Origin of the sequence: Pseudalkalibacillus salsuginis (assembly GCF_021646685.1) — a bacterium.
Taxonomy (GTDB): domain Bacteria; phylum Bacillota; class Bacilli; order Bacillales; family Fictibacillaceae; genus Pseudalkalibacillus; species Pseudalkalibacillus salsuginis.
On the sequence record NZ_JAKJHW010000006.1, the window covers coordinates 14,864 to 41,341 of the forward strand.

A 26,478-nucleotide genomic window follows, 5' to 3' on the forward strand; every position below is an offset into this window, starting at 1 on the left:
GATTAGAGCGGTGCAATTACATATGGCTTTGATGCAATTATTCACCGTGGTGAGCAATTAAGTCTGTTTTGGTGAAATCGTTTTTCGTCAGCGAGCAATAATTTTTAAAACCGTGCAATTCTCTTCGATTTTCGTGCAATTATTTTTTAAATCGTGCAATACTTTCTGATATTCGTGCAATTCTTATGAAAACCGGTTTTGAAGATACATCGTTGGAAACAAGTTTGGTGCAAATAGCAGTGCAAACTAGGTCTCGACATCGTTATCACTTGCCAGTCGACACGTTTTCTTTTCATTTGTAATGATAACTTTTGAGCCAGGATGAGATTCGACGTCCATTGAAAAGTTTAGGTCCAAATATAAGTGCAACTGGTTTCTGACTTCGCATTCTACTTGTCAATCAACCAGTTTTCTATATATAGTGGTGTTAGATGATGGAAGGGGTGTGGAGAGTTTGATTAAAGCGATTGTTTTCGATTTTGATGGTTTGATTTTAGATACAGAGTCGTGTGAATATGATGTTTTACAAAAGATCTATAAAGAACACGGAGCAGAGCTGCCTTTAGAGGTCTGGGGAGAATGTATCGGTACGCATTCAAATTACTTTGATGCGCATGAATACTTGGAAAAACAGATTGGTAAGAATCTCGATCGTGATACCATCAAACAGCAGCGTTTGGATATTTTCCAGGAACTCATCAAGGATAAAGGACCGATGCCTGGTGTAGTCGAGTATCTTGAAGCGGCAGAAAAATTGGGGCTGAAGATCGGGCTTGCTTCAAGTTCGTCTTACAAGTGGGTTTCGAATCATCTGAAAAACCTTGGTATTTTTGACTATTTTGAATGTATCAAAACCTCAGATGATGTGGAAAAAGTTAAACCGGATCCGACTCTCTTCCAGGAAGCTGTCAAATGCCTGGGGGTAAAACCAGAAGAGGCTGTGGCTTTTGAAGATTCAGCAAATGGTGCAAAAGCAGCCAAAAAAGCCGGATTACATACGGTCATCATACCGAACATGGTCACACGCCATTTGACGTTTGAAGAGTATGATTTGCGCCTTGAGTCACTAGCTGAACTGAAACTCAATGAAATGATCGAACAGTTTTCAAACGGACGGTAAACGGGAATATGACGATCATAGGCTTCAACCATATCACACTAAATGTGAACGACCTGGATGAATCATTGCATTTCTATGAAGGAATACTTGGCATGAAAAGGGTCCATCTCGGTAATACGGACGCTTACCTTGAGAGTGGTTCGGCATGGATCTGTCTTTTAGAAAAAAAGAACCTGGGGAGTACCGAGGCTAAGGGTCCAGGTGTTGACCATTTTGCATTTTCAATTAATGAGAAGGACTTCTACAACGCCGTTGCCCTTCTTAAAGAAAAAGACATACTGATTGTCCGCGGACCAATTGAACGGGGCGGTGGTCATGTAGTGAACTTCCTTGATCCGAATGGAATTGAAATAGAACTGAATACTTCTGATTTAAAAACAAGGATGAAGGATTGGCGATAAGGAAGGATGGATAGATCATGTCATCGTTTGATGAGTCGAAATATGAAAAGAAAATTATACTTAGGAACATAGAGGAAAAGGATATCGATCAGATCCTTGAGTTGCAAAAAGCATGCTTCCCGGATATGGACCCATGGAAAAGGGAGCACCTGGAGAGTCATCTGAACATCTTTCCTGAGGGTCAATTTTGTGTCGAATCTGAGGGGAAAGTAGTCGGGACCTGTTCGAGTTTGATTATAAACTTCGATGAGTACGATGAAAAACATACATGGGATGAGATTACGGATGAAGGCTATATCACAAACCATGATCCTGAAGGTTATAACCTCTATGGTATCGAGGTCATGGTTCATCCGGATTTCCGACGGATGAAAATCGGCCGTCGTCTGTATGAAGCACGTAAAGAATTGGCTGAAAAGCTGAATTTGAAGAGCATCATCATCGGCGGAAGGATTCCGAATTATCATAAATACGCTGATAAAATGTCACCGAGAGAATACGTAAAGGAAGTTGTCAATCACAATATCTATGATCCCGTGTTGACTTTTCAATTGATGAACGGGTTCACGTTGATGCGGGTAAACCCGTCCTATCTCCCGGACGACAAGGCATCAAACGCACACGCTACCTTGATGGAGTGGAACAATATCGATTACAGGGCGACTTCGAAACGCCATTTCAAAACATCATTCCCAGTTCGGATTACGACGATCCAATATATGATGAAACAGATCTATACGTTTGATGAGTTCGCTAACCAGGTCGAGTATTACACAGACGTCGCTTCAGATTATGGATCGGATTTCGCTGTTTTCCCTGAAATATTCACCACTCAGCTCATGTCCTATCTTGATGAGAAGAGCCCAAGCCAGTCGGTTAGAAGACTGACTGAGTATACGGAAGATTATATCGAACTTTTCACTGAGCTGGCAGTCCGTTACAACGTGAACATCGTCGGGGGGTCCCATTTCGTTGAAGAGGACGGTAAGATCTATAACATCGCATACTTGTTCAGAAGAGATGGAACGATTGAAAGGCAGTATAAGCTTCATATCACCCCTAACGAACGGAAGTGGTGGGGAGTAAGTCCTGGAGATAAGGTGAATGTGTTTGATACTGATTGCGGGAAGGTCGCCATCTTAATCTGTTATGACATCGAATTCCCAGAGCTTTCGAGGTATGTGACAGATAAAGGAGCGCGGATCATCTTCACTCCGTTCTGTACGGATGATCGGCAAGGGTATTTACGCGTACGTTATTGTGCGCAAGCAAGAGCGATTGAAAATCAGGTTTACACCGTCCTGTCTGGAACAGTAGGGAACTTGCCGCAAACGGAAAATATGGATATCCAATACGCGCAGTCAGGCATTTTTACACCATCCGACTTCACCTTTCCTCGAGATGGGATTGTTGGCGAATGTAACCCGAATATTGAAACAGTCGTGGTTGGCGATGTCGATTTAGAAATTTTACGGAGACATAGAAGGTCAGGAAGTGTCATGCAGTTAAGAGACAGAAGACGTGATCTTTATGAAGTGACGATGAAAAAGCAGGATGAACAATAGTTCTACAATCATGAAGACAGGCATTCGACCTGTCTTTTTTACATTTAAAGAAAGTATAAAATACTTTCTTCTATATATGAACAACTAAGGCTCAGCCTGGCGTTTGCGCTTTTCTTGATGTCTAGCTCCACCGCCCAACCACTTGGATCACTTCAGTCCTCCTGTAGCGGTCGGCACATTGAAGTACTACTTAAGATGTTACCTACGCAGAACCGAACTTTGTTTGGTTCGAGCCTCCCGTCGGACTTCCAGTGTCCTTCGTGGCTGATCAGGGCGCTTGCGCTTTTCTTTATTTAAAGAGAACATTCTACAACGTTCTCAGATGAAAAAGTTCTGTGTTCATATTTTCCGGGGAATAGTGACATATTTTACTGACGTAATTTGACCAAATACTGTTTCGACATGAATTAAACCAGAATCACCGGACCAGTATGGAGCAGCCGTGGCGAACTCGATAGCATCGTGGCATTTGAATAATGGAAGGTCTACAAAATCTCTGCGGAGAAGTGGTTGAAAGCATTGATTTCTTATACAATAAGGATGTACCTGTTTACTATAGAATTAGGAGGAAAACATGAGCTGGAGAAAAGACTATGATCGTTGGAGCAGTTTTCAACAACTTGATGAAGAATTGCGACTACAACTGGGTAAATTGAAAGATGTGGAGGAAAAGCTGGAAGATTGTTTTTATAAATCACTGGAATTCGGAACCGGGGGTATGCGCGGAGAAATCGGCCCTGGAACGAACCGGATGAACAAGTATACGATACGTAAGGCCGCTGAAGGTCTGGCGCGTTACATAGAGTCGTTTGGAGAAAATGTAAAGCACAGAGGTGTCGTGATTGCCTATGATTCGCGTCATAAATCGCCTGAATTCGCGATGGAAGCGGCTAAGACACTAGGTCGTCATGGCATACAGACCTATGTATTCGAAGACCTTCGTCCGACGCCTGAGTTATCATTTGCAGTCCGTTATTTGAACGCTTTCTCTGGTATTGTCGTCACAGCAAGTCATAATCCGCCTGAGTACAATGGTTTTAAAGTCTATGGAGAAGACGGTGGACAGCTTCCACCAGCACCTGCGAACGATGTCATCAATTTTGTGAATGACATTGAAAATGAATTGGAGATCGAAGTTGCGGATGAGAATGAGTTGAAAGAATCTGGATTGTTGAAGATCATCGGAGAACAAATCGACCGTCCATATAATGAAAAATTAGTTGGTATTTCTGTAGATCACGAGTTGATCAAAGAACAAGAAGATTTGAAAATCGTTTTCACCCCATTACATGGAACAGCGAATTTACCAGTCCGAAGAGGCCTCGAGTCCTTAGGATTCAAGAACGTCACGGTCGTCAGTGAACAAGAAAAGCCGGACCCGGAGTTTTCAACAGTAAAGTCTCCGAACCCGGAAGAACATGCAGCCTTTGAACTTGCGATCCAATATGGTGAGCGTAAGGGAGCGGACGTGTTGATCGCGACCGACCCTGATGCGGATCGAGTCGGTGTAGCCGTAAAGGATGACCAGGGGAAATACGTTGTACTGACTGGAAATCAGACAGGTGCTTTGATCCTCCATTATTTGTTGAAGCAAAGGAAAGCAAAAGACGCATTACCGGAAAATGGTGCAGTGCTGAAGACCATCGTCACCTCTGAAATCGGACGGGAAATTGCTGAAAAATATGGGCTTGAAACGATTGATACCTTGACAGGATTCAAATTCATCGGTGAAAAAATGGGGGAATTCGAACGTTCAGGCCAATATGAATTCGTATTTGGATACGAGGAGAGTTACGGTTACCTGATCGGGGATTTTGTACGTGACAAAGATGCGGTCCAAGCTTGTCTGATGGCGGCTGAAGTTACAGCTTATTATAAAGCGAAAGGCATGACACTCTACGAAGGTTTAATGGAAATCTTTGAAGAATTTGGTTACTATCAGGAAGGGTTGGAATCGTTAACGTTGAAGGGGAAGAAAGGTGAAGAACAGATCAAGGAGATCCTTTCGACTTTCCGCAATCAGCCACCTTCTGAATTTGGAGGTGTACCGGTTTCTGTGATTGAGGATTACCAGAGCCGTGAAAGATTGATGGTAAAATCAACTGAAACAGAAACGATCCTATTGCCACCATCCAATGTGATCAAATATACACTTGAGGATGGTTCCTGGGTATGCTTGCGTCCTTCAGGAACTGAACCGAAGATCAAATTCTACTTTGGCGTGCAGGCATCAACCCTTAAGGAAAGTAAAAAACAGCTAGACAAGATCAAGAAAGACGTAATGGAGAAGGTCAACCATATCATGTGAATAATAAAAGGGGCTTTCCTATAGCGTGACACCCTCTGTTCATGGAGGTTCCTGGTGCGCAGGATTCGGGTCAGCCCTTTTATTGTGGTGTGGAAAACCAGTCTCTATTGGATTTGATTTTGCCAATACCGTTGCATTTTGGACATTTCTTTTTCCTCATAAAAAACATTATAGAGGATACTTTACCTGCGCCTTTACATTTCGGACAGATTACAAAAATCGCCATGCTCATCATCACCTATTCTGGATAATCCCTTTCAGATTACGTCATTCTTTTTTGGGTAAATCTTCTATTATTAGTCTATGTAATAATCGGCATTGCTAAACTTGTCCTCCTAAATACTAGGTCGAAAGGGGTGAAATCATGATTCAAGCGATCTTCCTATTTACCATTGCAGGACTTGCAGAAATCGGTGGTGGCTATTTATTCTGGCTATGGTTACGCGAGGGTTCTCCATATTGGTATGGAATTGTGGGGGCTCTCGTTCTTGTCGTCTATGGAATCGTCCCTACCTTTCAGGCTTTTCCGACATTCGGACGTGTATACGCGGCGTATGGCGGAGTGTTTATCGTTCTAGCGCTTTTGTGGGGATGGTTCATTGATAGAAAAACCCCTGATCACTATGATATTCTCGGGGCGGTTGTATGTCTGATCGGTGTTACAATCATCATCTGGGCGCCACGGGTCAATTAGAAGGTGTAGGAGAGCTTTTCGTCAAGGTTATGAATGTCGTGGTTACTCCGACGGCGATGATGGTGATTACAGAATAAAGAAAAGATTGTGTTCCGAGAATCAGACCGCCACAGGCAATGACGATGGCATCGATCAGGAAGATGAGGATGCCGACATTGACTTTAGTCATTTTTGAAAGCATTTGTGCGAGTAAATCAGTGCCGCCTGTACTTGTTTCCTGTTGCAGCATGATACCGATCCCAGTACCGACTAGGAATCCGCCGATCAATGCGCACAGCAATAGCGGGGGATGGCTCCAGTGGCGGATTGGCGCAAAGGCATCTATGAAAAAAGATGAAATCAACATACCGTGTAAACTGTTATAAAAGTAAGAGCGGTGGTAAAACCAGGCTAGTCCATAAAGAGGCAAACTTAATAGAATGATGACTAAACCTGGCTGGAACCCCCAGGTGTAATTGGCAATCAAACTGATACCGATGATTCCGCCATCAAGCAAGTGATTTGGGGCGAGAAGCCCATTGATACCAACACCGATAAACAAGCTGCCAATGATAATTGCGAACCACTTTTTCACCCTTAACCTCTCCCCGAGTATGATCTTTATTACAAGATATGTACAAGTTCAGGATGATATGAAAAGAGAGGAATCCTGGTAGGGAGTGAACAGAATGTCCTGGGAAGTGAACAGAATATTCCAGAAAGTGAACAGATTATCCTAGAAAGTGCACAGATTATCCCGGGAAGTGAACAGTTCCTTTCACATGAAAAGGGCTGACCCTCTACACCATGGCAAGGGTCAGCTCTTGTTGTCTTATTTTATCTGGTTTGTCCTGTTCCGCTCATTACATATTTGACGGTTGTAAGAGCAGGAAGTCCCATTGGTCCGCGAGCGTGCAGCTTTTGGGTGGAAATACCGATTTCTGCTCCAAAGCCAAGTGCTCCTCCATCAGTAAATCGTGTCGATGCGTTGTGGTAGACAGCTGCTGCATCTACAAGCCCCAGGAATGTCTTCGCTGCTTGGTCATCCTCAGTCACGATTGCCTCAGAGTGCTTCGTGCCATATTCTTCTATGTGATCGACTGCTTCTGTTACATCATCCACTGTTTTCACAGCGATATCGGTTGAAAGGTACTCATTCGCCCAGTCTTCCTCACCAGCTGGAACTGACCCAGGAATGATGCTCTGTGCATAGTCATCACCATGCGCTGCGATAGAGTGGTTTTCAAAGGCCTTGATCAGTTCTTTCTTATTCGTATCCAGCCACTCTTTATGAACGATTACAGTTTCCGCGGCATTACAAACTGCAGGACGATCGGTTTTCGAATTCACAAGAATGTTGATCGCCTTTTCAACATCCGCACATTTATCAATATAAATATGGCAGTTGCCTACCCCTGTTTCGAGCACTGGAACAGTCGCATTGTTCACAACCGCTTGAATCAATGAACCACCGCCACGGGGAATGAGAACATCAATGTGTTCTTTCATCGTGAAGAGCTCCTGTGTTGCTGAACGATCTGTACTTGCGATGAACTGTACAGCTTCTTTTGGAATGTTCGTCTTCACTAAACCTCGGTGCATTACCTCAACGATCGATTGATTGGATGATAGGGCGGATGATCCACCTTTTAATACGATCGCATTGCCTGATTTCAATGCAAGGCCTGTCGCATCAACAGTCACGTTCGGGCGTGCTTCATAAATCATGCCGATTACACCGAGGGGTACACTTACTTGCTGTACGTTCAATCCGTTGTCGAGGGTCCAGTCAGACTTCACGATTCCTGTGGGATCATCAAGTTCTGCTACGTCACGCAGGCCATGGGCAAAATCGAATATCCGCTCCTTCGATAGTGCGAGACGATCCATGAAGGCAGTGTCGAATCCCTTTTCACGGCCTTTTTCGAGATCTTCTTCATTTGCTCTTAAAATCGTTTCGTATTCTGCTTCGAGGATATCTGCAACTGTCAGTAAAGCTTGATTCTTTTCTTCAGTTGATAACAAAGACAATGTTTTTGCAGCCTTCTTCGCTTCAATCGCTTGTTCTTCGACACTGACTTTTTCAATCATAAGTGTGATGGGTATCAATTCCTTTCAAATGGTTTATTAGTTAAACAAATCCTATTTATTTAAACACCTGCAGGTACGGCAGCATTCAGGTGGCAGACCAAGTCTTCACTTTCCACTGCAGCGACCTTGTAGTTCTTCAGTTGATCTTCCACTTTGTTTTCTATGAGCTTCTTCAGCTCTTTAGAGGAGTATTTCATGACACCTAACCCGATTTTTTTACCGTTCAAGTCCTTGATACGGACGACGGCACCCTTATCGAATCGACCTTTTACACTGTGTAAATCCGTAGGTGCAAGGCCTGTGTTGCCTTCTTGAATCGAAGCTTTCACTTTATCATCAATCGTGACTTCCCCTTCAGGACCCGAATTGAACGCGATCCATTGTTTCTTCTGATTCAAGTTTTCATTATCTTCTTTTGGTTCGAAATACGTGCCTTTTGCTTCACGATTCACTGCATCATAGATAATGTTGTCCGAATTGGCTTTCCCTAAAAAAGCAGGTATACCTGAAGCAAGTGAAATCTTGAATGCTTCGATTTTCGACTTCATTCCTCCTGTACCTAAGGAGCTTCCAGGGTCTCCAGCTGCCGCTTCGATATCAGGTGTGATCACATGAACCTGATCGAGAAGCTTAGCATCTTCGTTCTTACGTGGATCATCATCGAATAAACCATCGATATCAGATAAAATGATGAGTTGATCTGCATTCACAAGCCCAGCGACTTTAGCAGACAATGTATCGTTATCTCCAAACTTGAGGAAATCCATCGTGATCGTATCATTCTCATTCACGATCGGGATGATCCCTCTTTCTAATAGTACAGTCAACGTGCTTCGGGCATTGTTATACCGCGTTTCATATTTGAAATCATCACGTGTGATCAAGATTTGGGAACCGACATATCCATGTGAGATGAACAGGTCAGAGTAAGTTTCAATCAAAAGTCCTTGCCCGATCGATGCGGCTGCTTGTATTTCCGGGAGGGATTTTGGGCGGTTAATGAATCCGAGCTTACGATAGCCTGCAGCAACTGCCCCAGAGGAGACGAGCAGGACTTCATGTCCGTCATCTTTCAATCGAACGACTTCATCAACTATTTTCTCTATTTTTCTACGGCTGAGCTCTCCGTGTAAGCTAGTTAGTGAACTGCTTCCGATTTTGATTACGATTCGTTTTTTATCCATAACTGGTTACTCCATCACTCCATATCTTTTATATCTGTTTTTTATGAGCAATTATTTCTGTTCTGCAAATACTTTTTCTAATTCCTCACGAAGTTCTTTGGAACGAGAGGCAGCACCTTTCACTGCTTCAGCAATGGCCTTTCCTCCACCATTTTTAGCAAGTGCTTCTAATCCAGCAGCAGTCGTCCCGTTTGGGGAGGTAACTTTTTTCCTTAACTGTGCGGGTGTTTCTTCCTGTTCAAGCATCATCTGGGCTGCCCCTCTGATTGTTTGGGCCCCGATTTTTCTTGCCAACTCACGATCCATTCCGCCTTCGTATCCTGCCTGTTCCATGTGTTCCATCAAGTTATAGAAGTATGCTGGACCACTGCCTGCAATACCAGTGAAAATATCCATTTGACTTTCATCGATGGTGTAAGCTTCTCCAATGCAGTTCATCAATTCTTTCGTCAATAATACCTGATCCATAGATACGTGTTGACCCGGGCAGATGGCTGTGGCTGATTCCCCCAACATGCTTGAGGTGTTCGGCATCACTCGAATGACCTGTTGGCGTTCATTCAAGTTTTCTTCTATATAAGTGGTGGAAATTCCCGCTAATACGGAGATCAACAACTGTTCTGGCTTCAAGTGGTCTTTCAGATCGGATAAAGCTGATTCAACATCCTTCGGTTTCATAGCAAGAATGAATACAGTTATGTTACTGAAATCCAATTGATCTTTCGTTACTGCTTCAATTCCATATTTCTCTTTGATTGTGTTTAAACGTTCCTGGTTGTTACGGTTGGTCGCAATGATCTGTTCTGGTGAAAACTTCCCTGATTCGACGATTCCTGAAATCATAGCTTCAGCCATATTACCAGCGCCTAAAAAGGCGACGCGTTGTTTAGTCAAAGTAACCTCTCTCCTTTTTTCCGTTCCAATAATTAACGTTTTTAATCGTAACACTCACGGAAATTAATTCAACAGCTCTTATCAAATAGGTTGTATATTGGCGAAAAAGTCCAGGTAAACGTTTACATTGACTTTTATATGATCCAAATCCGTTCTAAGGATATTTAATCAAATCATAGGGTATTATTTGGGAGTTGAAAATACGGTATAATCGTTTTGATTTTTAATTTTGAATTTTTTGATTATTTCCCTTTATAAACAAGAAAAAGGAACAACAATAATAATGAAGAAATTAAACAGTAGTCTACTTAAGAGGAGGTTCTATCATTGAAAATAGATAAGGGGACACCGTTGCTTGTTGTCGATGTGCAAAAGGCATTTTTCCACTCTAGCTGGGGGAGTAGGAACAATCACGATGCGGAAGAGAATATTGCTGTCTTGATCCGTCATTGGAGAAGTCATTCGCAGCCGGTTATTTTTATTCAACACGTTTCAGATAATCCTGCTTCTTTATTTTATATAAATGGAGAAGGTGTTGAATTCATGGAAAACTGCATCCCGAAAAATGGTGAAGCTATTCTGCGGAAAAAGGTGAATAGTGCGTTCATAGGAACAGACTTATACGAACGGCTAACAGAACTCGATTGTAAAAATGTCGTTATCACAGGACTGACAACAAACCATTGTGTGGAAACGACAACGAGGATGGCTGGGAACTACGGTTTCAATCCAATCCTTGTGGAAGATGCCTGTGCCACGTTCGATCGGAAAGGTCCTGATGGAAAGGTCCATCTTGCTGAGGATATCCATCAAATGACGATGGTGAATCTTCACGAAGAGTTTGCTGACATTGTGACCTCTGTACAGCTTCTTCAACCTGCTGATGTTCCGGGATGACGAATTCCCCTCTCCTGTTCATGAAAAGGGATTTCCGACATACATTGTCTTATAGAATCCTTTTTAGGAGGGACTGGCATGACCATTGATGAACACAAGGAGTTAATTAACGCCATTCACGAGATCACAGAAATTGCTGAAGGTTTCGGACTTGATTTTTACCAGATGCGTTATGAGATTTGTCCGTCTGATATCATCTATACATTTGGTGCTTACGGTATGCCTACTCGTTTTTCCCACTGGAGCTTCGGTAAGCAATTCCATAAAATGAAACTTCAATATGACCTTGGCTTAAGCAAGATTTATGAACTGGTCATCAACTCAGATCCCTGTTATGCATTCCTGCTGGACAGCAATTCGTTGATCCAGAACAAGCTGATCATCGCGCATGTACTCGCCCACTGCGACTTTTTCAAGAACAATGTCCGATTCACGAATACCAGACGGGATATGGTCGAGAGTATGACCTCTACAGCCGAGCGGATTGCCAACTACGAGCACATTCATGGGAAAAAAGAAGTTGAGAGTTTCCTTGATGCAGTCCTGAGTATCCAGGAGCATATCGATCCTTCCCTCATGAGACCGCAGCTCAACTACAAGTGGGAAGTGGAGGAAGAACTTGAAAGGAAACCGACCCCTTATGATGATTTGTGGGAAATGGATCAAAACGATAAAAAAGAAATGAAAAAACCTAATAAGAAACGGAAAATCCCACCTCAACCTGAGAAGGACCTGTTGATGTTTATTGAGGAATACAGCCGTGAATTGGAGGATTGGCAAAGGGATATCCTTTCAATGATGAGAGAGGAAATGCTGTATTTCTGGCCTCAGCTGGAGACGAAGATCATGAATGAAGGCTGGGCATCTTTCTGGCATGCACGTATTTTACGAGAGATGGACCTGACCACAGATGAAGTCATCGAATTTGCGAAGCTGAATGCAGGTGTTGTTCAACCATCGCGTACTTCGATCAACCCGTATTACCTTGGTTTGAAGATTTTCGAGGATATTGAAGAGACATACAATAACCCGTCGGAAGAGCTGCAGAAGCAAGGGGTACAGAAAGGTAGCGGAAGAGAGAAAATATTTGAAGTACGAGAAATCGAATCCGATACTTCATTCATCCGCAATTATTTGACGAAGGATTTATGTGACAGAGAGGATCTCTATCTTTTCCAGAAGCAGGGAAAAGACTATCGGATCACGACGAAAATGTGGGAAGAAGTCCGTGATCAACTCGTCAACAGCAGGGTGAACGGTGGATTTCCATATATTACAGTTAATGATGGAGATTATCTGAAAAATGGGGAACTTTACCTTGTTCATCATTTTGAGGATATGGAGCTTGATCTGAAATATCTTGAGAAAGTACTTCCTTATATCCATCAAATATGGGGGAGATCAGTCCATCTGGAAACGAAAGTCGAGAACAAAGGTGTCGTTTTCACCTACGATGGGAAAGCAATGCATAAACGCAATGTATGAACGCGGCAGCCGTCCTTCGGGGCGGTTTTTTTCACTTTCTTACATTTCCAAGTATAAGCATGCAGGAAATCGGTTTTTTGAACGTTCTTTTAATAATGGAATATTGCTAAGCGGATCGCTTCCACATTCTCCAGCCCGGAATCATGTAATTGTAAAATAATTTAAAAAATAGGCAAAAGTCTATTGCCAAATGGAAACGATTGGTATAAAATTTTAGAGTACTTAATAAAGATAAAATTATAAAAAAAGAAAAGGAGGTTAACGTCATGCAAAAGTATATCGATTTGACCAACGACAAGAACAGAGGAATTGTCGAGTCTTTTTTAAACAACTTTATAATGTGTGGCGTGAACCGATAAACATCTTTTCTTTCATTGATGCTTGTATGTCAGATCAGCTCGCGCCCAATTTATCGGCGTGAGCTTATATGTTTCTGTTCCGTTTTCCAAGGAAGAAGTATGTCGCAAACGTGCGGCATACTTCTTTTTTCTTTTACAACAGAGGAAATTGCAGAGATGTAATGACTAGCTCAAACACCCAACCTCCAAGATCACTATCACTTCAGATTCCTTCTGTGGCGGCGGCAGCTCGCCGGACTTCCAGTGACCTTCGAGGCTGACCAGGGTGTTTGCGCTTTTCTAATGGGGAAATCGTTTGGCTCAGCCAGGCTTTTCTTATATATGTTCAAAATTGAAGGGAGAAATGAAGATGAAAGTGAATAATCATAACCAGACAAGGCTGCTGGATCGGATTGAAGGCGGCTGACAATTCAACGGAGAAACGAGAGGCAGGAGAGGGGATAAATCATGTTTTCAGTACTATTTAAACTAGGATGGTTTTTTAAAAGACATTGGAAGCGTTATACGATCGCAATCGTATTGCTTCAGATCGTCAACTTGATCGAGGTTGTGCCGCCAAAGCTGATTGGAATGGCGATTGATGAAATGACGATCGGTTCATTGACGGCAGAAAGATTATTTCAGATCGTCGGTTTTTATCTATCACTGATGGTAGTCAACTACATCCTTTGTTACATATGGATGTATCAGCTGTTCGGAGGGGCATTTTTAGTCGAGCGTACGATGCGCTCCAGTTTCATGCGCCATTTGTTGAAAATGACCCCGACCTTTTATGAGAAATATCGCACAGGGGATTTGATGGCAAGAGCGACAAATGACCTAAAAGCGATTTCCATGACAGCAGGATTCGGCATTTTAACATTGGTTGATTCAACGTTTTTCTTGATCACAATCCTTTTCGTAATGGGCTTCATGATCAGTTGGAAGCTGACACTTGCAGCATTGCTTCCACTTCCGATCATGGCAATCCTTATGAATCGTTACGGGAAGCTTATGCATAAAAGGTTTACGACTGCCCAGGATTCTTTCGGGGAGCTCAATGACCAGGTACTCGAGTCAGTATCAGGCGTCCGTGTCATCAGGGCTTATGTCCAGGAGAAAGCAGACCACAAACGCTTTGAAAACCTTGCGGAGGATGTTTATAAAAAGAATGTTTCCGTGGCACGTATCGATTCCTTATTCGAACCGACAATCAAAGTGCTAGTCGGTGTCAGTTACCTGATTGGATTAGGCTACGGAGCTTTCCTCGTATTCCACAAAACGATCACGCTGGGAGAGCTTGTTTCCTTCAACGTCTATCTTGGGATGTTGATTTGGCCGATGTTCGCGATCGGTGAACTGATCAATATCATGCAGCGTGGGAACGCATCCCTTGACCGGGTCAACAATACGCTTGAATACGAACCGGATGTAAAAGATGGTGATGGAGTCGAAGTCATCCCTGAAGCTAGCGAAATCAAGTTCGAGAACGTCACCTTCCGATACCCGAGTTCTCAAGGGGATAACTTGAAAGATGTATCCTTTACGTTGAAACAGGGGCAGACACTTGGGGTTGTCGGGAAAACAGGCAGCGGCAAGACGACACTGATCAAGCAGCTGTTACGTGAATATCCGTTGGGAGATGGTCAGATTTCCATTTCTGGCGTCCCGATTGACAAAATTCCAGTTTCACAGATTCAGAATTGGATGGGGTATGTTCCACAACAGCAAGTACTCTTTTCCAGGTCTGTAAAAGAAAATATCCAGTTCGGAGTCACAGAGACTTCCCAAAAACGATTGAAGGAAGTTGTCGATCTTTCGTCGCTCACCAACGACATCGAAAATCTGCCACAAGGCATGAAAACATTGGTCGGAGAAAAAGGTGTCGCGCTTTCTGGTGGACAGAAACAACGTATTTCGATTGCTCGTGCCTTGCTTGTCAATCCGGATATCCTCCTGCTCGACGACGCGATGTCGGCGGTTGATGGGAAGACAGAAGCGAAAATCATTGAAAGCATCCGAAATGAACGATCCGGTAAGACGACGTTCATTACGACACATCGCCTGTCTGCAATCCAACACGCGGACTGGATCCTTGTCATGGATGCAGGGCGTATCATTGAAGAAGGAACACATGAAGACTTATTGAAAACCGGAGGCTGGTATAAAGAACAATATGAAAGACAGCAACTAGAAGACGGCCTCTCAGAAGGTGTGGTGTAACAAAATGAGCGTAGGAAAAAGATTATTTCAATACGCATTACGATATAAGAAAATGATCATCATTGCTTTGGCGATGTTGACAGTAGCTGTCAGTGCAGAACTAACAGGACCATTCATCGCAAAGAAGATGATTGACAACCATATCCTCGGGATTGAAAAGCCATGGATACAGGTGGAAAATGCTGGGGAAGACACAGTCGAATACAAAGGAAAACACTATATCCGGACGAAATATTTTGAAGGAGATGCTTCAGAATACCCGGAAATCCGGATCCTCCAGGTGAAACGGGACTACTTCTTTATCAATGAACCGATCGAGTTTGACGGGAACCGTTCAGTTGACGGTAGTTCAATCATCATCGAAAAAGGGGAACAAAAGGCGGTTTATGAAGCGGAAGAATTATCAACCGATCAATTGCTCGCTTTTTACCGTCCAGAAGTGAAATGGCTGATCTATTTGAGTGCTTTTTATATGGGATTGCTTGTCGTTTCAGCCATCTTCACCTACTGGCAGAAGTATTTGCTGCAAATGTCTGCGAACCGGATCATCCAGAACATGAGAACCGATGTGTTTGGTCAAATTCAACGGCTTCCGGTCAATTACTTCGATAACTTGCCTGCCGGAAAAGTTGTTTCGAGGATTACAAATGATACTGAGGCGATCCGTGAGTTATATGTAACGGTGCTTGCTCAGTTCTTTACAGGAATCATTTACATCTTTGGAATTTTGACAGCACTGTTTTTCCTTGATGTACGGTTGGCGATGATCTGTTCTGTCATCATTCCGATCATGTTTATCTGGATCATCATGTACCGTCGATATGCGTCAAAATACAACCATCTCATCCGTCAGCGTTTGAGTGATTTGAATGCGATGATCAATGAATCCATCCAGGGGATGACGATCATCCAAGCATTCCGCCGCCAAAAGCAGACGACAGATGAATTTGAAAAGATCAATGAAGAGTACTTCAGTTATCGGAACAAGCTGTTGAACCTTGATGCCTTGATGTCTCATAACCTTGTAAACTTGCTACGCAATGTTGCGTTCGTGACGTTGATCTGGTATTTCGGCGGTGCATCCTTGACGGCAACGACAGCTGTTTCCGTCGGTGTTTTATACGCATTCGTTGATTACTTGAACCGTCTATTCCAACCGATTACAGGGATCGTAACCCAGCTGGCCAACCTGGAACAGGCACTGGTTTCCGGTGAACGGGTATTCCGTCTGCTGGATCGTGTAGGCGAGGATGTTTCAGATACGAAGGCCCCCCGCTATAAAGGCAATGTCGTGTTTGATGATGTAACCTTTGCTTATAAAGAAGACGAATATGTGTTGAAAAACATTTCTTTTGAAGCTGAACAAGGCCAAACTGTAGCTCTTGTCGGTCATACGGGATCCGGTAAAAGTTCGATCATGAACCTTTTATTCCGCTTTTATGACGTGGAACATGGGAGGATCTGGATTGATGGGCAGGATATTCAGAATATGACAAGGCAAGACCTCCGTAAGCATATGGGGATCGTGCTTCAGGATCCATTCCTTTTTACAGGTACGATTGCCTCCAATGTAAGCTTGGATGACCCGGCAATCACCCGGGAGACAGTTGAAAAGGCATTGCGTGATGTCGGGGCAGAGCCGTTCATCAAACAGCTTCCGAAGGGGTATGATGAACCGGTGATCGAAAAGGGAAGCACGTTGTCTGCAGGTCAGCGGCAATTAATTTCCTTTGCACGGGCGCTCGCCTTTAATCCGGCAATCCTTATATTGGATGAAGCGACAGCAAACATCGACACAGAGACTGAAGCAATCATTCAGAAAGCGTTGGATGTCTTGAAGAAAGGACGTACGACATTTATCATCGCTCACCGCCTTTCTACAATCAAAAGCGCAGACCAGATCCTTGTATTGGATCGTGGTCAAATCGTTGAGAGGGGATCACACGATGAATTGATGGAAGTAAAAGGAAAATACTATCAAATGTATCAAATGCAACAGGGGTCTAAAGAGTCACAAGCAGTTTGATGCTTAATGGGCGACTTCTCTGGAGGGGGAGGTCGCCTTTTTGTTGAAAAGGGTCCTTTTTTACCCTTTTTCCATTCAGAGACTCCTCCCAATAAATTTATCTCAACAACTAGAGGGTAAAACACAACAACTTCAGAAATATCCCGACAACTTTAAAAATATCTTTACAACAGACAAATGAATGGCCTTCCTGCATTGATCCCACGATTTGGTTCAATCACTTCGGCTTTTCATTAGTCCGCAGAAATCAAAAATGAAAGTTTGTAAAAAAGGTGAACGAACCAGCTGAAGCGAAATAAGTAAAGAGATTTTACGAAACAGCAGAACATATATTTTACTAAGAGGTTTTCTGGTTGAAGAGGAAAGGAAAAGGGGGTTGAACATGAAGAAAAAAGAAGTGTATTCTTGGACGATGTATGATTGGGCAAACTCAGCTTTCGCTACAACGATCATGGCGGCGGTACTGCCGATATTCTATTACGATGTCGCTGCTAAAAACATCGACAAGACGACAGCTACAGCTTATTGGGGATATTCACAATCGATCGCAGTTTTGATTGTGGCATTGCTTGCACCGATTCTGGGCGCAATTGCAGACCATTCGAATTCCAAAATGAAGTTCCTTCGATTTTTTGCTTATATGGGAATCTTAGCAAGCATCCTGCTCGCATTTGTCGGTGAAGGTGACTATATACTGGCCTCAATTCTTTTGATTGCTGGAACAATCGGCTTCGCTGGCGGAAACGTATTTTATGACGGCTTTTTACCAGAAGTGGCATCTAAGGATGAAATCGACCGTGTCTCAGCACGCGGCTATGCATTCGGTTATATCGGCGGGGGGATCCTTCTGCTTATCAACTTGATGATGATCATGAATCCATCCTGGTTTTTCATTCCGAATACACTCCTTGCCACTCAGCTCTCTTTTGCGAGCGTCGGAGTCTGGTGGTTCATCTTTTCGATACCAATGTTTCGTAATATAAAAGAAGTGAAGCATGAACAACCGACCATCAAAGGTTCTTATGTCAAAGTCGGTTTCAAAAGAGTGATCACCACATTCAAGGAAATCAGGCAGTTCAAACAGTTATTATTATTTTTGGTCGCCTTCTGGTTGTTCAATGACGGGATATCGACCATCATCAAAATGGCCACGATATATGGAAGGGACATTGGGATCGGTTCAAATGATCTGATTGGCGCCTTGTTGATCACGCAATTTGTCGGCATTCCATTCGCATTCCTGTTCGGATACCTTGCTAAAAGGCTGCAGGCGAAACGTGCACTCTATATTGCGTTATGGGCTTATGTGTTGATCGTTCTATTAGGGTATTTCATGGAAACGGCTGTTCATTTCTATGCACTGGCAGTAATGGTCGGTTTTGTCCAGGGAGGAGCCCAGGCGCTTAGCCGTTCGATATTCGGAAGCATGGTCCCTGATAATCGGCATGCTGAATTTTTCGGTTTTTACGGCATATCCGCAAAATTTTCTGCTATCTTCGGTCCGTTTGTATTCGGGATTGTCGGTCAGTTGACAGGCTCGACCAGACTAGGGATCATTTCATTGATGATCTTTTTCCTAGCTGGGATTTTCATATTATCCCGCATTGACATCGAGCAAGGGAAGAAGGAAGCAGGTTATACATCAGAATTAACAATGTGAAGTAAAGGTAGCGGGCTGCCTCCATTGGAGACAGCCCCTGCTTACAATATCGGCTCATAATGCTTGTTTTCAAGGCGCAAAGACAGGTCTTTCCCAACGTCATAGCATACATTGCCGAGTTTTTCTTTCAAATGGTCATATTTCTCCAGGTCATTTTCAAACCAGTAGACTTTCAATACATTTAAAATTTCAATACCTTCTTCTATGGCAAGTTCAAACAATTCCATGAAAGATTCTTCATGATGTTCATCTGGTTGAGCAGGGTGTATCCAGGGTGTTTTCGATTCATTCAGATAATCAGTATCATCAATGTGTTTTTGATAGGAAAAGGGATCTATCTGTTCTTTTAAAAGCTTGTTTTTCCAGCCTGATGGGTCGAAAAGGATACGTAAAGCCTTCTTCATTTGTTGATAGGATTGCTGTACATAATCGCTTGGCATTTCTTTATGGAGCTCTGGGAAAGTGGAGCTGATTGTCTCATTCAGCATCGTTTCGATGGGTTCATGAAGGGTTTTCCCTATCGAGAGCTTTTTATAAACCGGTGTCTTCCATGTTTCAATTTTTTTGTGCTTTTTCATCATCAATGTATCGATGATGATTTCAAGCTTCTGATGACGGTTCCCCTCCGTACCTGACCGATAATTTATGTAGGGATGGGTATTCCGGTCTAAGATGTGATGGGTGATGAAGCCTGTAGTAAATGCAGTCAATTTCTCGTCCTTAAGCCTGTCTTTCGTGTAATCGATCAGCTTGATGAGAAATTCGCCACAATGTTCATGATGGATGCGATCACCAACCTCTTTAACAGGTGCAGATTTCCAAGGCCAGAAATTATGATAGAAAAAAGGGTCAGGCCCCTGGGTTCCAAAGTTGTAATAAGGCTCGGTTATATCATTCAACTTGAGGATACCTGTTTGCTCTAAAAGAACTTCGCCAAAGTAAATATGGGTCCAGACATTTGGCATTCGACCGCCTCCTTCATGATTTATCTGTCTAAATTATATCAATTCATGAAAATACTTAGAAGTTATTATGGATGTTTTCGGTAGATACGGTCTTAAGGGTATCATAAATGAAAACCGATCTGACCCATCATTCGATGGTCCAGGTCGGTTTTCATTAAAAAATGGGAAAAGGATAATGATTTTATCGATGAAGGAATGTCTAGCTCCAACGCCCAACCACTTGGATCACTTCAGACCTCCTGCGGCGGTCGACACATTGATTTAGATCGAAGGGTTTACCCACGCAGAAACCGAACATTGTTTGGTTAATAAGACCTTTATGAAGCACTTACAACGAGAAAAACCGATCTTAAGTTACTCATAAGACCTTTATGAAGCACTTACAACGAGAAAAACCGATCTTAAGTTACTCATAAGAACTTTATGAAGCACTTACAACGAGAAAAACCGATCTTAAGTTACTCATAAGTCCTTTTTGAAGTACTTACAACGAGAAAAACCGATCCTAAGGTACTCATAAGACCTTTATGAGGCACTTACAACGATTTTTAGAGCCTCCTCGTCGGATTTCCAGTGACCTTCGTGGTTAATCAGGGCGTTTGCGCTTTTCTTAATTAATCTTTCTTTCTAATCGTTTTACCCGGTAGCCGAGCGTTTGGCCCATCTTAATGGCCGAACCAGGTTTCAACGATGACTCAAGAGTAATCTGATTTTCTTCGAATAAAAGGATGACAGTTGAACCAAACTCAAAATGGCCGATTTCATCAGCTTTATCGATAGGAAGCATGGATTTGAGAACTTTTTTCATTGGTTTTCTTTTATGAATTTGTTCAACTTCTTGCTGGTAGGCCAGCTGTACACTTCCTACAATCAAGGCACCGATCTTTACGATTGCGACTTGACCCGAACCGGTATTCAAATAGGTTGCTACCCGTTCATTCTTTGTGAAAATTCCTTTTATCGAGTTAACACCAAGTTTATTGACAGGGTAAAGACGCCCGGGAATGTAGGAATATTCCGTAATGGAACCATCAATGGGTGCATGGATCCTGTGGTAATCCTTGGGACTTAAATAGATAGTCATGAAGGACCCGTTTTGAAAGGCTATAGCTTTTTCCTGGTCATTTAAAAGTCCTTCAACTGTATAGGAGTCGCCTTTTGCCTGAATAAGTGTTCCATTTTCTATCTGGCCCATTTGTGTAACCATGCCATCGGCAGGACTTACAAATGAATCGATATGGCGATCAACTGGCCGTGTATGCCGCTCCAATTTCCTTGTGAAGAATTCGTTTAAGTTTCTGAATTCATGAATCGATTTTTCTAAATTGCTCGTATCGATTCCATAAATCCGAGCATATGCCTTGATTGCATATTTACTGAATCCAAATTTCATAAAAGAACCAATAAGATATGTAAGGGCATGATGGGGTAAACAAAATAATAGGTATTTCAAAAATATTTTCATCGCTTCTCCTAAATATGTTCCTTCTAACTTTTATAGTATTAGTATGTTTCTGATATGAACAATACCAATATTATACTGCTTTTTCTTTGCGGTGTTAATAAAATTTCCCGAATTAAATTAAAGGATGTACAAAGAGGGAAAGACTATTTTCACAAATAGGGTTTTCATGAATTCATAAATTAGGTACGATAGATTCGTTATATATGGCACAGTTAAAGGTTGAAGATAATGAAAAGAAATCGGCGATTCCGTAGAATACGGTTAACTTCAGTACAATTAATTATATTATTTTATCTATGCGCAGTAGTTTTAGCTACCTCATTGCTTAGTTTGCCATTTGCCCATCGTGATGGTATGGAATGGTCGTTCATTGATGCATTATTCACTGCGGTAAGTGCCATCAGTGTCACTGGGTTGACAGTGGTGAATACTGCAGAAACGTTCAATGAATTCGGTTATTTCATACTGGCATTCGTTTTACAATTTGGCGGGATCGGTATCATGACTCTTGGTACCTTTATTTGGCTGCTTGCTGGGAAGAGGATTGGACTCAGGGAAAGACAACTGATTATGACCGATCAAAATCGATCAACACTTTCAGGGCTTGTCAGATTGATGCGTGAAATTCTTTCTTTGATCGTAATCATCGAAGCCATTGGAGCATTGATCCTGAGCATTTACTTTTTAAATTATTTTGATACCTGGCAAGAAGCGGTAATACAGGGCATATTCGCTTCTGTGAGTGCAACGACCAATGCAGGCTTTGATATTACTGGACAATCCATGATTCCCTTTGCGAATGATTATTTTGTCCAATTCATCAACATACTGCTATTGATTTTAGGTGCTATTGGATTTCCCGTTTTACTTGAAGTCAAGGAGTATTTGTCGTCTAAAAATGGAAAATACCAATTTTCATTATTTACCAAATTGACCACATCGACGTTTTTTATTCTAGTTGTCATAGGAACTGTTTTCATTTGGTTGATTGAATGGAATCATTTTTATAAAGATAAATCCTGGCATGAAGCATTTTTCTATTCCTTGTTTCAATCAGTAACCACTCGGAATGGCGGGCTTGCTACAATGGATGTAAGCCTATATACAGAACCGACACAACTTTTGCTATCAACATTAATGTTTATTGGCGCTTCACCAAGTTCAGTTGGTGGTGGTATCAGAACAACGACTTTTGCCATCATTATTCTCTCAATATTGACTTTTGCAAAAGGTAATCAAACCATTAAGGTATTCAAAAGAGAATTAATCGAAGAGGATATTATAAAGTCATTTGTGGTCTTCAGTGTAGCCATCATAATCTGCGGATCTGCCACGATTGGTTTAATGGTTATTGAATCTTTTCCGTTAATGCCTGTTATATTTGAAGTCAGTTCAGCATTCGGTACGACAGGATTATCTATGGGAATCACACCTGAATTGAGCACTCCAGGAAAAGTAATAGTCATTCTTTTGATGTTTATCGGACGTGTAGGAATCCTATCCTTCCTGTTCATCATCCGAGGAAAGATCGTAAAAGAAACGTATCATTATCCGAAAGAACATGTCATCATTGGTTAAAGCGATCAGGCGAAAATGCCTGGTCGTTTTTTCTTTCTACGGGTTATGTGTTTATTTTCCAATTGATATGTCAATAGCTGTCTAATAATTTCCAATCAAATTATATGAATAAGGGATTCTCAATAACGCAAACTATGTGTACCAAGGAGGAGGTGAGATACATGGCTCGTAACAACAACAACAATCAATTAGTAGTACCAGGTGCTCAAGCTGCATTAGACCAAATGAAGACTGAAATCGCTTCTGAATTTGGTGTACAACTTGGCGCTGACACAACTTCTCGTGCCAACGGATCTGTTGGAGGAGAAATCACTAAGCGTCTAGTTCAACAAGCTCAATCACAAATGGGTGGAAGACAACAATAATAATACTTGGCTTCCGAAGGGGTGGAGAGATCCATCCCTTCTTTCTACATTTTCTTTACACTACGTATAAAAAGGAGTAGGTACCATGTCAATGTGCCCTGTTTGCAACCAACTTAGCGATACGCAATATCGTTGTCCTTCATGCTTGGAGATGATGCAGGATAACGGTAGGGTAATGGACTATTATGATGATTACAGTCCTTATTCTGAAATCGATGCCCTGAAAATGGAAGACGGGTATCCGGAGGATGAACAGGAAAAACAATGTCCGCATGTGTTCTATTGCCCGCAATGTGCTTCAGACAATATTCTGTTGATCCATGAATGGAGAGCGGAGTATAATTAAAAAAAGAGCAACAGTACAAATGGCTATTGCTCTTTCAGGCACCCACCCTCAGCTTTCGCTCAAGATAAGTCTGTATGGAACTCAAGATGGTCGTCAATGCCCAGTACATAAATAGGATTTCAAGGAAAATCCAGAATACGACCAAGTTTGAAGCTGCAATCTGTTCTGCTCGTGCTGTCAGTTCATCAACTGCAAGGACTGAGGCTAGAGAGGAAGCCTTCACGATGTCGATAAGCGAATTCCAAACAGGTGGGATCGATCTTCTCCATGCCTGGGGGAGAATGATTTCTTTCAAAACCTGAGCCGTGCTCATGCCTAAAGAATAACCTGCCTCCCATTGGCCTTTTGAGATTGAAAGGATGGAAGCACGATAAGACTCAGATATATAGGCGCTGAAATGGAGCGTCAACCCTAGTATTGCCGCCTGCCAGCCCGTAAAGGCATATAACCATGTCAAACCGAAATAGATGACAAGGAGCTGTGTCAGTAGGGGGGTGCCCCGGAAAAAAGATACATAAAAGCGTGCAAATCCAGAAAGGATCTTTGAGTTCGAAATCCTGAATAAAACGATCACCAAGCCTAACGCTAAAGATGCAAAGATGGCAATGACACTCAACATCACAGTAATTTTAACTCCCTCCAGCAGGAACGGGAGGGAGTTAATCATCAGATCCAAGGTATCTTTATTCACTTACATCTTCCCCAAAATATTTTTCGGAGATTTCAGCGATGGTGCCGTCTTCTTTCATTTCCTTCAACGCACTATTCACTTGTTCGATAAGGTCTTTCTGGTCTTTGCGGAAAGCGAAGGCCATTTCATTTTCATTGAATGGATCACCGATAGCTTTCACTTCATAATTGCTGTCCTTCAACTCTTGTTGGATGAAAAGTCTGTCATTCAATGCTGCATCGATACGTTTGACGTTCAAGTCAGCAAGGACCTGGGCAATCCCTTTATAGTATTTGATTTTTGCACCAGCTTCTTCAGCCGCTTTTGCATAATTGCTTCCTTGTGTCGTACCGACGGTCTTCCCTTTCAAGTCTTTGATCCCTTTGATCTCATCATTGCTTTCATGGACAATGACCTGGCCGCCTGATTTCGTATAAGGTTCAGAGAAAGCGTATTTTTCTTTTCGCTCGTCGGTGATCGTCACTTGGTTGGCTACCATATCAAAGCGTTTGGAGTCTAGAGAAGAGAACATTCCCTTCCATTCGGTAGGGATGAATTCAGGTTTCATACCGATTCGCTTTGCGACTTCACGAGCAATCTCCACGTCGTACCCAGTCACTTCATTCGACTCAGCATCACGGTAACTGAATGGTGGATAGGTTGCTTCCGTACCGATCTTCAACACTTCACGTTCATCTTTACCTGTACTTCCCCCATTGTCGTCAGATGCCCCGCATGCGGTTACCAAACTTAGCATAAAGGCGGTCAACAGTGAAAGAAAAAAATAGTTACGATTCATGTATATTTCTCCCTTTTAAGTTATTTAATCCCGATTAAATTCATAGGATAACTACGATTCATAACCTATATTCTAATAAGATATTCCAGGGAAGTCAATCATTATGTAGTATATACATTTTTGCTTGAACCATGATGCCAGCTTAATTTCAAATCAAATATAAAAACACCACCGAGTAATGAATACTCAGATGGTGTTTGAAATTTTTCGGGATTAATCACGGATTCTGCTTTCTGTTTGTGGATCGAAGAAATGACATTTGTTCATGTCAAAAGCAAGTTCAAGCTTTTGTCCGTTTTTGATATCGGAACGAGAGTCGACACGTGCTATGAAGCTTTGGCCTGCAACAGTAGAGTAAAGGTAGGTCTCAGCACCCATAAGTTCTGCAACATCGATCGCTGCTGTAATCTTCGAACCGATGGAGGCTTCGGTGAAAACGGGTTCATCATGGATGTCCTCTGGACGGATCCCGAGGATGACTTCTTTCCCAGCATATCCTTTTTCACGTAAAAGTTTCATCTTTCCTTCAGGAACATTGATTTTGATATTGTCCATCATGAATGTATCGTCCTGAAGCTTGCCATGCAGGAAGTTCATTGAAGGAGAGCCGATGAAACCACCGACGAATACGTTGTCCGGTGTATCATAGACTTGCTTAGGTGTTCCGACCTGCTGGATGACACCATCTTTCATGACAACGATTCGAGTTGCCATCGTCATTGCTTCGGTCTGGTCATGGGTTACATAGATCGTAGTCGTTTGTAGGCGTTGGTGGAGCTTTGTGATCTCTGCACGCATTTGGACACGGAGTTTTGCATCCAGGTTGGAGAGAGGTTCATCCATCAAGAAAACCTGAGGGTCACGGACGATCGCACGACCAAGTGCGACACGCTGACGCTGACCACCTGAAAGTGCTTTAGGTTTTCGATCCAAATATTGTTCAAGTCCTAAAATACGAGCAGCATCTTTTACACGCCTGTCCATTTCCTTTTTGTCAAACTTACGAAGTTTTAAGCCGAAAGCCATATTGTCATAAACATTCATATGAGGATATAGGGCATAGTTTTGGAAAACCATCGCGATATCCCTGTCCTTTGGAGCAACATCGTTTACGCGCTTTTCCCCGATATAAAGGTCCCCATCCGATATTTCTTCTAAACCGGCAATCATACGAAGTGTTGTTGATTTCCCGCATCCGGATGGACCGACGAACACGATGAATTCTTTATCTTTGATATTCAGGTTGAAGTCTTGTACTGCGGTCACTTTGTTATCGTATTCCTTGACGATACTCTTCAATTCGATTTCTGCCATTTTGCGAGCCCCTCTCTTGAAAACGTTTTCTTTAATACATACAAGTGTAGACTTATTTGGAAAAAACGTAAATTGGAGGGATGCACAAAAAATAAAAAGTTGATTAGGCGA

General features: G+C 42.4%; 22 protein-coding genes. 13 read left to right on the forward strand and 9 right to left on the reverse strand.

Features of this window, described 5'->3' with window-relative positions; translation table 11 throughout:
• The first annotated feature begins 454 nt into the window (after positions 1 to 454).
• The 5 genes from L1611_RS14805 (at position 455) to L1611_RS14825 (ending at position 6,088) form a co-directional block, all read left to right on the forward strand.
• A complete protein-coding gene (locus L1611_RS14805) occupies positions 455 to 1,120 on the forward strand; it encodes an HAD family hydrolase (RefSeq protein WP_236314426.1) in 666 nt (221 codons plus the stop codon).
• A gap of 8 nt (positions 1,121 to 1,128) precedes the next feature.
• Positions 1,129 to 1,521 (forward strand): VOC family protein, encoded by a 393-nt coding sequence (locus L1611_RS14810; RefSeq protein WP_236314428.1) that lies wholly within the window; start codon positions 1,129 to 1,131, stop codon positions 1,519 to 1,521.
• Positions 1,522 to 1,538: 17 nt separating this feature from the next.
• The gene (locus L1611_RS14815) at positions 1,539 to 3,086 is read left to right on the forward strand and encodes a bifunctional GNAT family N-acetyltransferase/carbon-nitrogen hydrolase family protein (RefSeq protein ID WP_236314430.1); all 1,548 of its coding nucleotides are present in this window, start codon (positions 1,539 to 1,541) and stop codon (positions 3,084 to 3,086) included.
• A 574-nt stretch (positions 3,087 to 3,660) separates the two neighbouring features.
• A complete protein-coding gene (locus tag L1611_RS14820; protein WP_236314433.1) occupies positions 3,661 to 5,394 on the forward strand; it encodes a phospho-sugar mutase in 1,734 nt (577 codons plus the stop codon).
• A gap of 364 nt (positions 5,395 to 5,758) precedes the next feature.
• Positions 5,759 to 6,088: a YnfA family protein gene (locus L1611_RS14825; protein WP_236314435.1), complete on the forward strand. Its 330-nt coding sequence runs from the start codon at positions 5,759 to 5,761 to the stop codon at positions 6,086 to 6,088.
• On the opposite strand, the gene L1611_RS14830 is transcribed toward L1611_RS14825, so the two are convergent.
• From L1611_RS14830 to proC, 4 genes are all read right to left on the reverse strand, one after another.
• A complete protein-coding gene (locus tag L1611_RS14830) occupies positions 6,081 to 6,662 on the reverse strand; it encodes a YitT family protein (RefSeq protein WP_236314437.1) in 582 nt (193 codons plus the stop codon). The two genes, L1611_RS14825 and L1611_RS14830, sit on opposite strands and share 8 nt — an antisense overlap.
• A gap of 242 nt (positions 6,663 to 6,904) precedes the next feature.
• Entirely contained in the window at positions 6,905 to 8,158 is a 1,254-nt protein-coding gene (locus L1611_RS14835) for a glutamate-5-semialdehyde dehydrogenase (RefSeq protein WP_236314439.1), read from the reverse strand.
• Between the two features lie 59 nt (positions 8,159 to 8,217).
• Positions 8,218 to 9,342, reverse strand: coding sequence for a glutamate 5-kinase (gene proB, locus L1611_RS14840; protein WP_236314441.1), 1,125 nt, complete (start codon positions 9,340 to 9,342; stop codon positions 8,218 to 8,220).
• 51 nt (positions 9,343 to 9,393) lie between these two features.
• Positions 9,394 to 10,236 (reverse strand): pyrroline-5-carboxylate reductase, encoded by an 843-nt coding sequence (proC, locus tag L1611_RS14845; RefSeq protein WP_236314443.1) that lies wholly within the window; start codon positions 10,234 to 10,236, stop codon positions 9,394 to 9,396.
• A 333-nt stretch (positions 10,237 to 10,569) separates the two neighbouring features.
• Here proC and L1611_RS14850 point away from each other — a divergent pair, with 333 nt between their 5' ends.
• The 5 genes from L1611_RS14850 (at position 10,570) to L1611_RS14870 (ending at position 18,865) form a co-directional block, all read left to right on the forward strand.
• Positions 10,570 to 11,133: a cysteine hydrolase family protein gene (locus L1611_RS14850; protein WP_236314721.1), complete on the forward strand. Its 564-nt coding sequence runs from the start codon at positions 10,570 to 10,572 to the stop codon at positions 11,131 to 11,133.
• A gap of 78 nt (positions 11,134 to 11,211) precedes the next feature.
• A complete protein-coding gene (locus tag L1611_RS14855; protein ID WP_236314445.1) occupies positions 11,212 to 12,618 on the forward strand; it encodes a SpoVR family protein in 1,407 nt (468 codons plus the stop codon).
• Between the two features lie 806 nt (positions 12,619 to 13,424).
• Positions 13,425 to 15,179: an ABC transporter ATP-binding protein gene (locus L1611_RS14860; RefSeq protein ID WP_236314447.1), complete on the forward strand. Its 1,755-nt coding sequence runs from the start codon at positions 13,425 to 13,427 to the stop codon at positions 15,177 to 15,179.
• A gap of 4 nt (positions 15,180 to 15,183) precedes the next feature.
• Positions 15,184 to 17,205, forward strand: a complete 2,022-nt coding sequence (locus L1611_RS14865) for an ABC transporter ATP-binding protein (RefSeq protein WP_236314449.1) — start codon at positions 15,184 to 15,186, stop codon at positions 17,203 to 17,205.
• Between the two features lie 382 nt (positions 17,206 to 17,587).
• Complete coding sequence (locus L1611_RS14870; RefSeq protein WP_236314451.1) at positions 17,588 to 18,865, forward strand: MFS transporter; 1,278 nt, start codon at positions 17,588 to 17,590, stop codon at positions 18,863 to 18,865.
• Positions 18,866 to 18,906: 41 nt separating this feature from the next.
• Here L1611_RS14870 and L1611_RS14875 read toward each other — a convergent pair whose 3' ends face one another.
• Both L1611_RS14875 and asd read right to left on the reverse strand, forming a co-directional pair.
• Positions 18,907 to 19,830 carry a zinc dependent phospholipase C family protein gene (locus L1611_RS14875; RefSeq protein ID WP_236314453.1) on the reverse strand — a complete coding sequence of 308 codons (924 nt, stop codon included), beginning with the start codon at positions 19,828 to 19,830 and terminating at the stop codon, positions 18,907 to 18,909.
• A 610-nt stretch (positions 19,831 to 20,440) separates the two neighbouring features.
• On the reverse strand, positions 20,441 to 21,295 hold the full coding sequence (gene asd / locus L1611_RS14880) for an archaetidylserine decarboxylase (RefSeq protein WP_236314455.1): 855 nt from the start codon (positions 21,293 to 21,295) through the stop codon (positions 20,441 to 20,443).
• A 228-nt stretch (positions 21,296 to 21,523) separates the two neighbouring features.
• Between asd and L1611_RS14885 the strand changes: the two genes are divergently transcribed.
• The 3 genes from L1611_RS14885 (at position 21,524) to L1611_RS14895 (ending at position 23,584) form a co-directional block, all read left to right on the forward strand.
• On the forward strand, positions 21,524 to 22,873 hold the full coding sequence (locus L1611_RS14885; protein WP_236314457.1) for a TrkH family potassium uptake protein: 1,350 nt from the start codon (positions 21,524 to 21,526) through the stop codon (positions 22,871 to 22,873).
• A gap of 161 nt (positions 22,874 to 23,034) precedes the next feature.
• Positions 23,035 to 23,238, forward strand: a complete 204-nt coding sequence (locus L1611_RS14890) for an alpha/beta-type small acid-soluble spore protein (protein WP_236314459.1) — start codon at positions 23,035 to 23,037, stop codon at positions 23,236 to 23,238.
• An 85-nt stretch (positions 23,239 to 23,323) separates the two neighbouring features.
• Positions 23,324 to 23,584 carry a hypothetical protein gene (locus L1611_RS14895; RefSeq protein ID WP_236314462.1) on the forward strand — a complete coding sequence of 87 codons (261 nt, stop codon included), beginning with the start codon at positions 23,324 to 23,326 and terminating at the stop codon, positions 23,582 to 23,584.
• 34 nt (positions 23,585 to 23,618) lie between these two features.
• Here L1611_RS14895 and L1611_RS14900 read toward each other — a convergent pair whose 3' ends face one another.
• The 3 genes from L1611_RS14900 to L1611_RS14910 all read right to left on the reverse strand — a co-directional run bounded on the left by L1611_RS14900 (position 23,619) and on the right by L1611_RS14910 (position 26,367).
• On the reverse strand, positions 23,619 to 24,275 hold the full coding sequence (locus tag L1611_RS14900; protein WP_236314464.1) for an amino acid ABC transporter permease: 657 nt from the start codon (positions 24,273 to 24,275) through the stop codon (positions 23,619 to 23,621).
• On the reverse strand, positions 24,268 to 25,053 hold the full coding sequence (locus L1611_RS14905; protein WP_236314466.1) for a transporter substrate-binding domain-containing protein: 786 nt from the start codon (positions 25,051 to 25,053) through the stop codon (positions 24,268 to 24,270). Before L1611_RS14905 ends, L1611_RS14900 begins: the two co-directional genes overlap by 8 nt.
• A gap of 213 nt (positions 25,054 to 25,266) precedes the next feature.
• The gene (locus L1611_RS14910) at positions 25,267 to 26,367 is read right to left on the reverse strand and encodes an ABC transporter ATP-binding protein (protein WP_236314468.1); all 1,101 of its coding nucleotides are present in this window, start codon (positions 26,365 to 26,367) and stop codon (positions 25,267 to 25,269) included.
• Positions 26,368 to 26,478 lie beyond the last annotated feature (111 nt).

Coding starts and splice junctions, on each gene's coding strand:
- L1611_RS14865 (WP_236314449.1), top strand. CDS start 15,184: ATGAGCGTAGGAAAAAGATTATTTCAATACGCATTACGATATAAGAAA.
- L1611_RS14910 (WP_236314468.1), bottom strand. CDS start 26,367: ATGGCAGAAATCGAATTGAAGAGTATCGTCAAGGAATACGATAACAAA.
- L1611_RS14815 (WP_236314430.1), top strand. CDS start 1,539: ATGTCATCGTTTGATGAGTCGAAATATGAAAAGAAAATTATACTTAGG.
- L1611_RS14890 (WP_236314459.1), top strand. CDS start 23,035: ATGGCTCGTAACAACAACAACAATCAATTAGTAGTACCAGGTGCTCAA.
- L1611_RS14885 (WP_236314457.1), top strand. CDS start 21,524: ATGAAAAGAAATCGGCGATTCCGTAGAATACGGTTAACTTCAGTACAA.
- L1611_RS14835 (WP_236314439.1), bottom strand. CDS start 8,158: ATGATTGAAAAAGTCAGTGTCGAAGAACAAGCGATTGAAGCGAAGAAG.
- L1611_RS14860 (WP_236314447.1), top strand. CDS start 13,425: ATGTTTTCAGTACTATTTAAACTAGGATGGTTTTTTAAAAGACATTGG.
- L1611_RS14820 (WP_236314433.1), top strand. CDS start 3,661: ATGAGCTGGAGAAAAGACTATGATCGTTGGAGCAGTTTTCAACAACTT.
- L1611_RS14875 (WP_236314453.1), bottom strand. CDS start 19,830: ATGCCAAATGTCTGGACCCATATTTACTTTGGCGAAGTTCTTTTAGAG.
- L1611_RS14870 (WP_236314451.1), top strand. CDS start 17,588: ATGAAGAAAAAAGAAGTGTATTCTTGGACGATGTATGATTGGGCAAAC.
- L1611_RS14905 (WP_236314466.1), bottom strand. CDS start 25,053: ATGAATCGTAACTATTTTTTTCTTTCACTGTTGACCGCCTTTATGCTA.
- proB (WP_236314441.1), bottom strand. CDS start 9,342: ATGGATAAAAAACGAATCGTAATCAAAATCGGAAGCAGTTCACTAACT.
- L1611_RS14855 (WP_236314445.1), top strand. CDS start 11,212: ATGACCATTGATGAACACAAGGAGTTAATTAACGCCATTCACGAGATC.
- L1611_RS14895 (WP_236314462.1), top strand. CDS start 23,324: ATGTCAATGTGCCCTGTTTGCAACCAACTTAGCGATACGCAATATCGT.
- L1611_RS14825 (WP_236314435.1), top strand. CDS start 5,759: ATGATTCAAGCGATCTTCCTATTTACCATTGCAGGACTTGCAGAAATC.
- L1611_RS14810 (WP_236314428.1), top strand. CDS start 1,129: ATGACGATCATAGGCTTCAACCATATCACACTAAATGTGAACGACCTG.
- asd (WP_236314455.1), bottom strand. CDS start 21,295: ATGAAAATATTTTTGAAATACCTATTATTTTGTTTACCCCATCATGCC.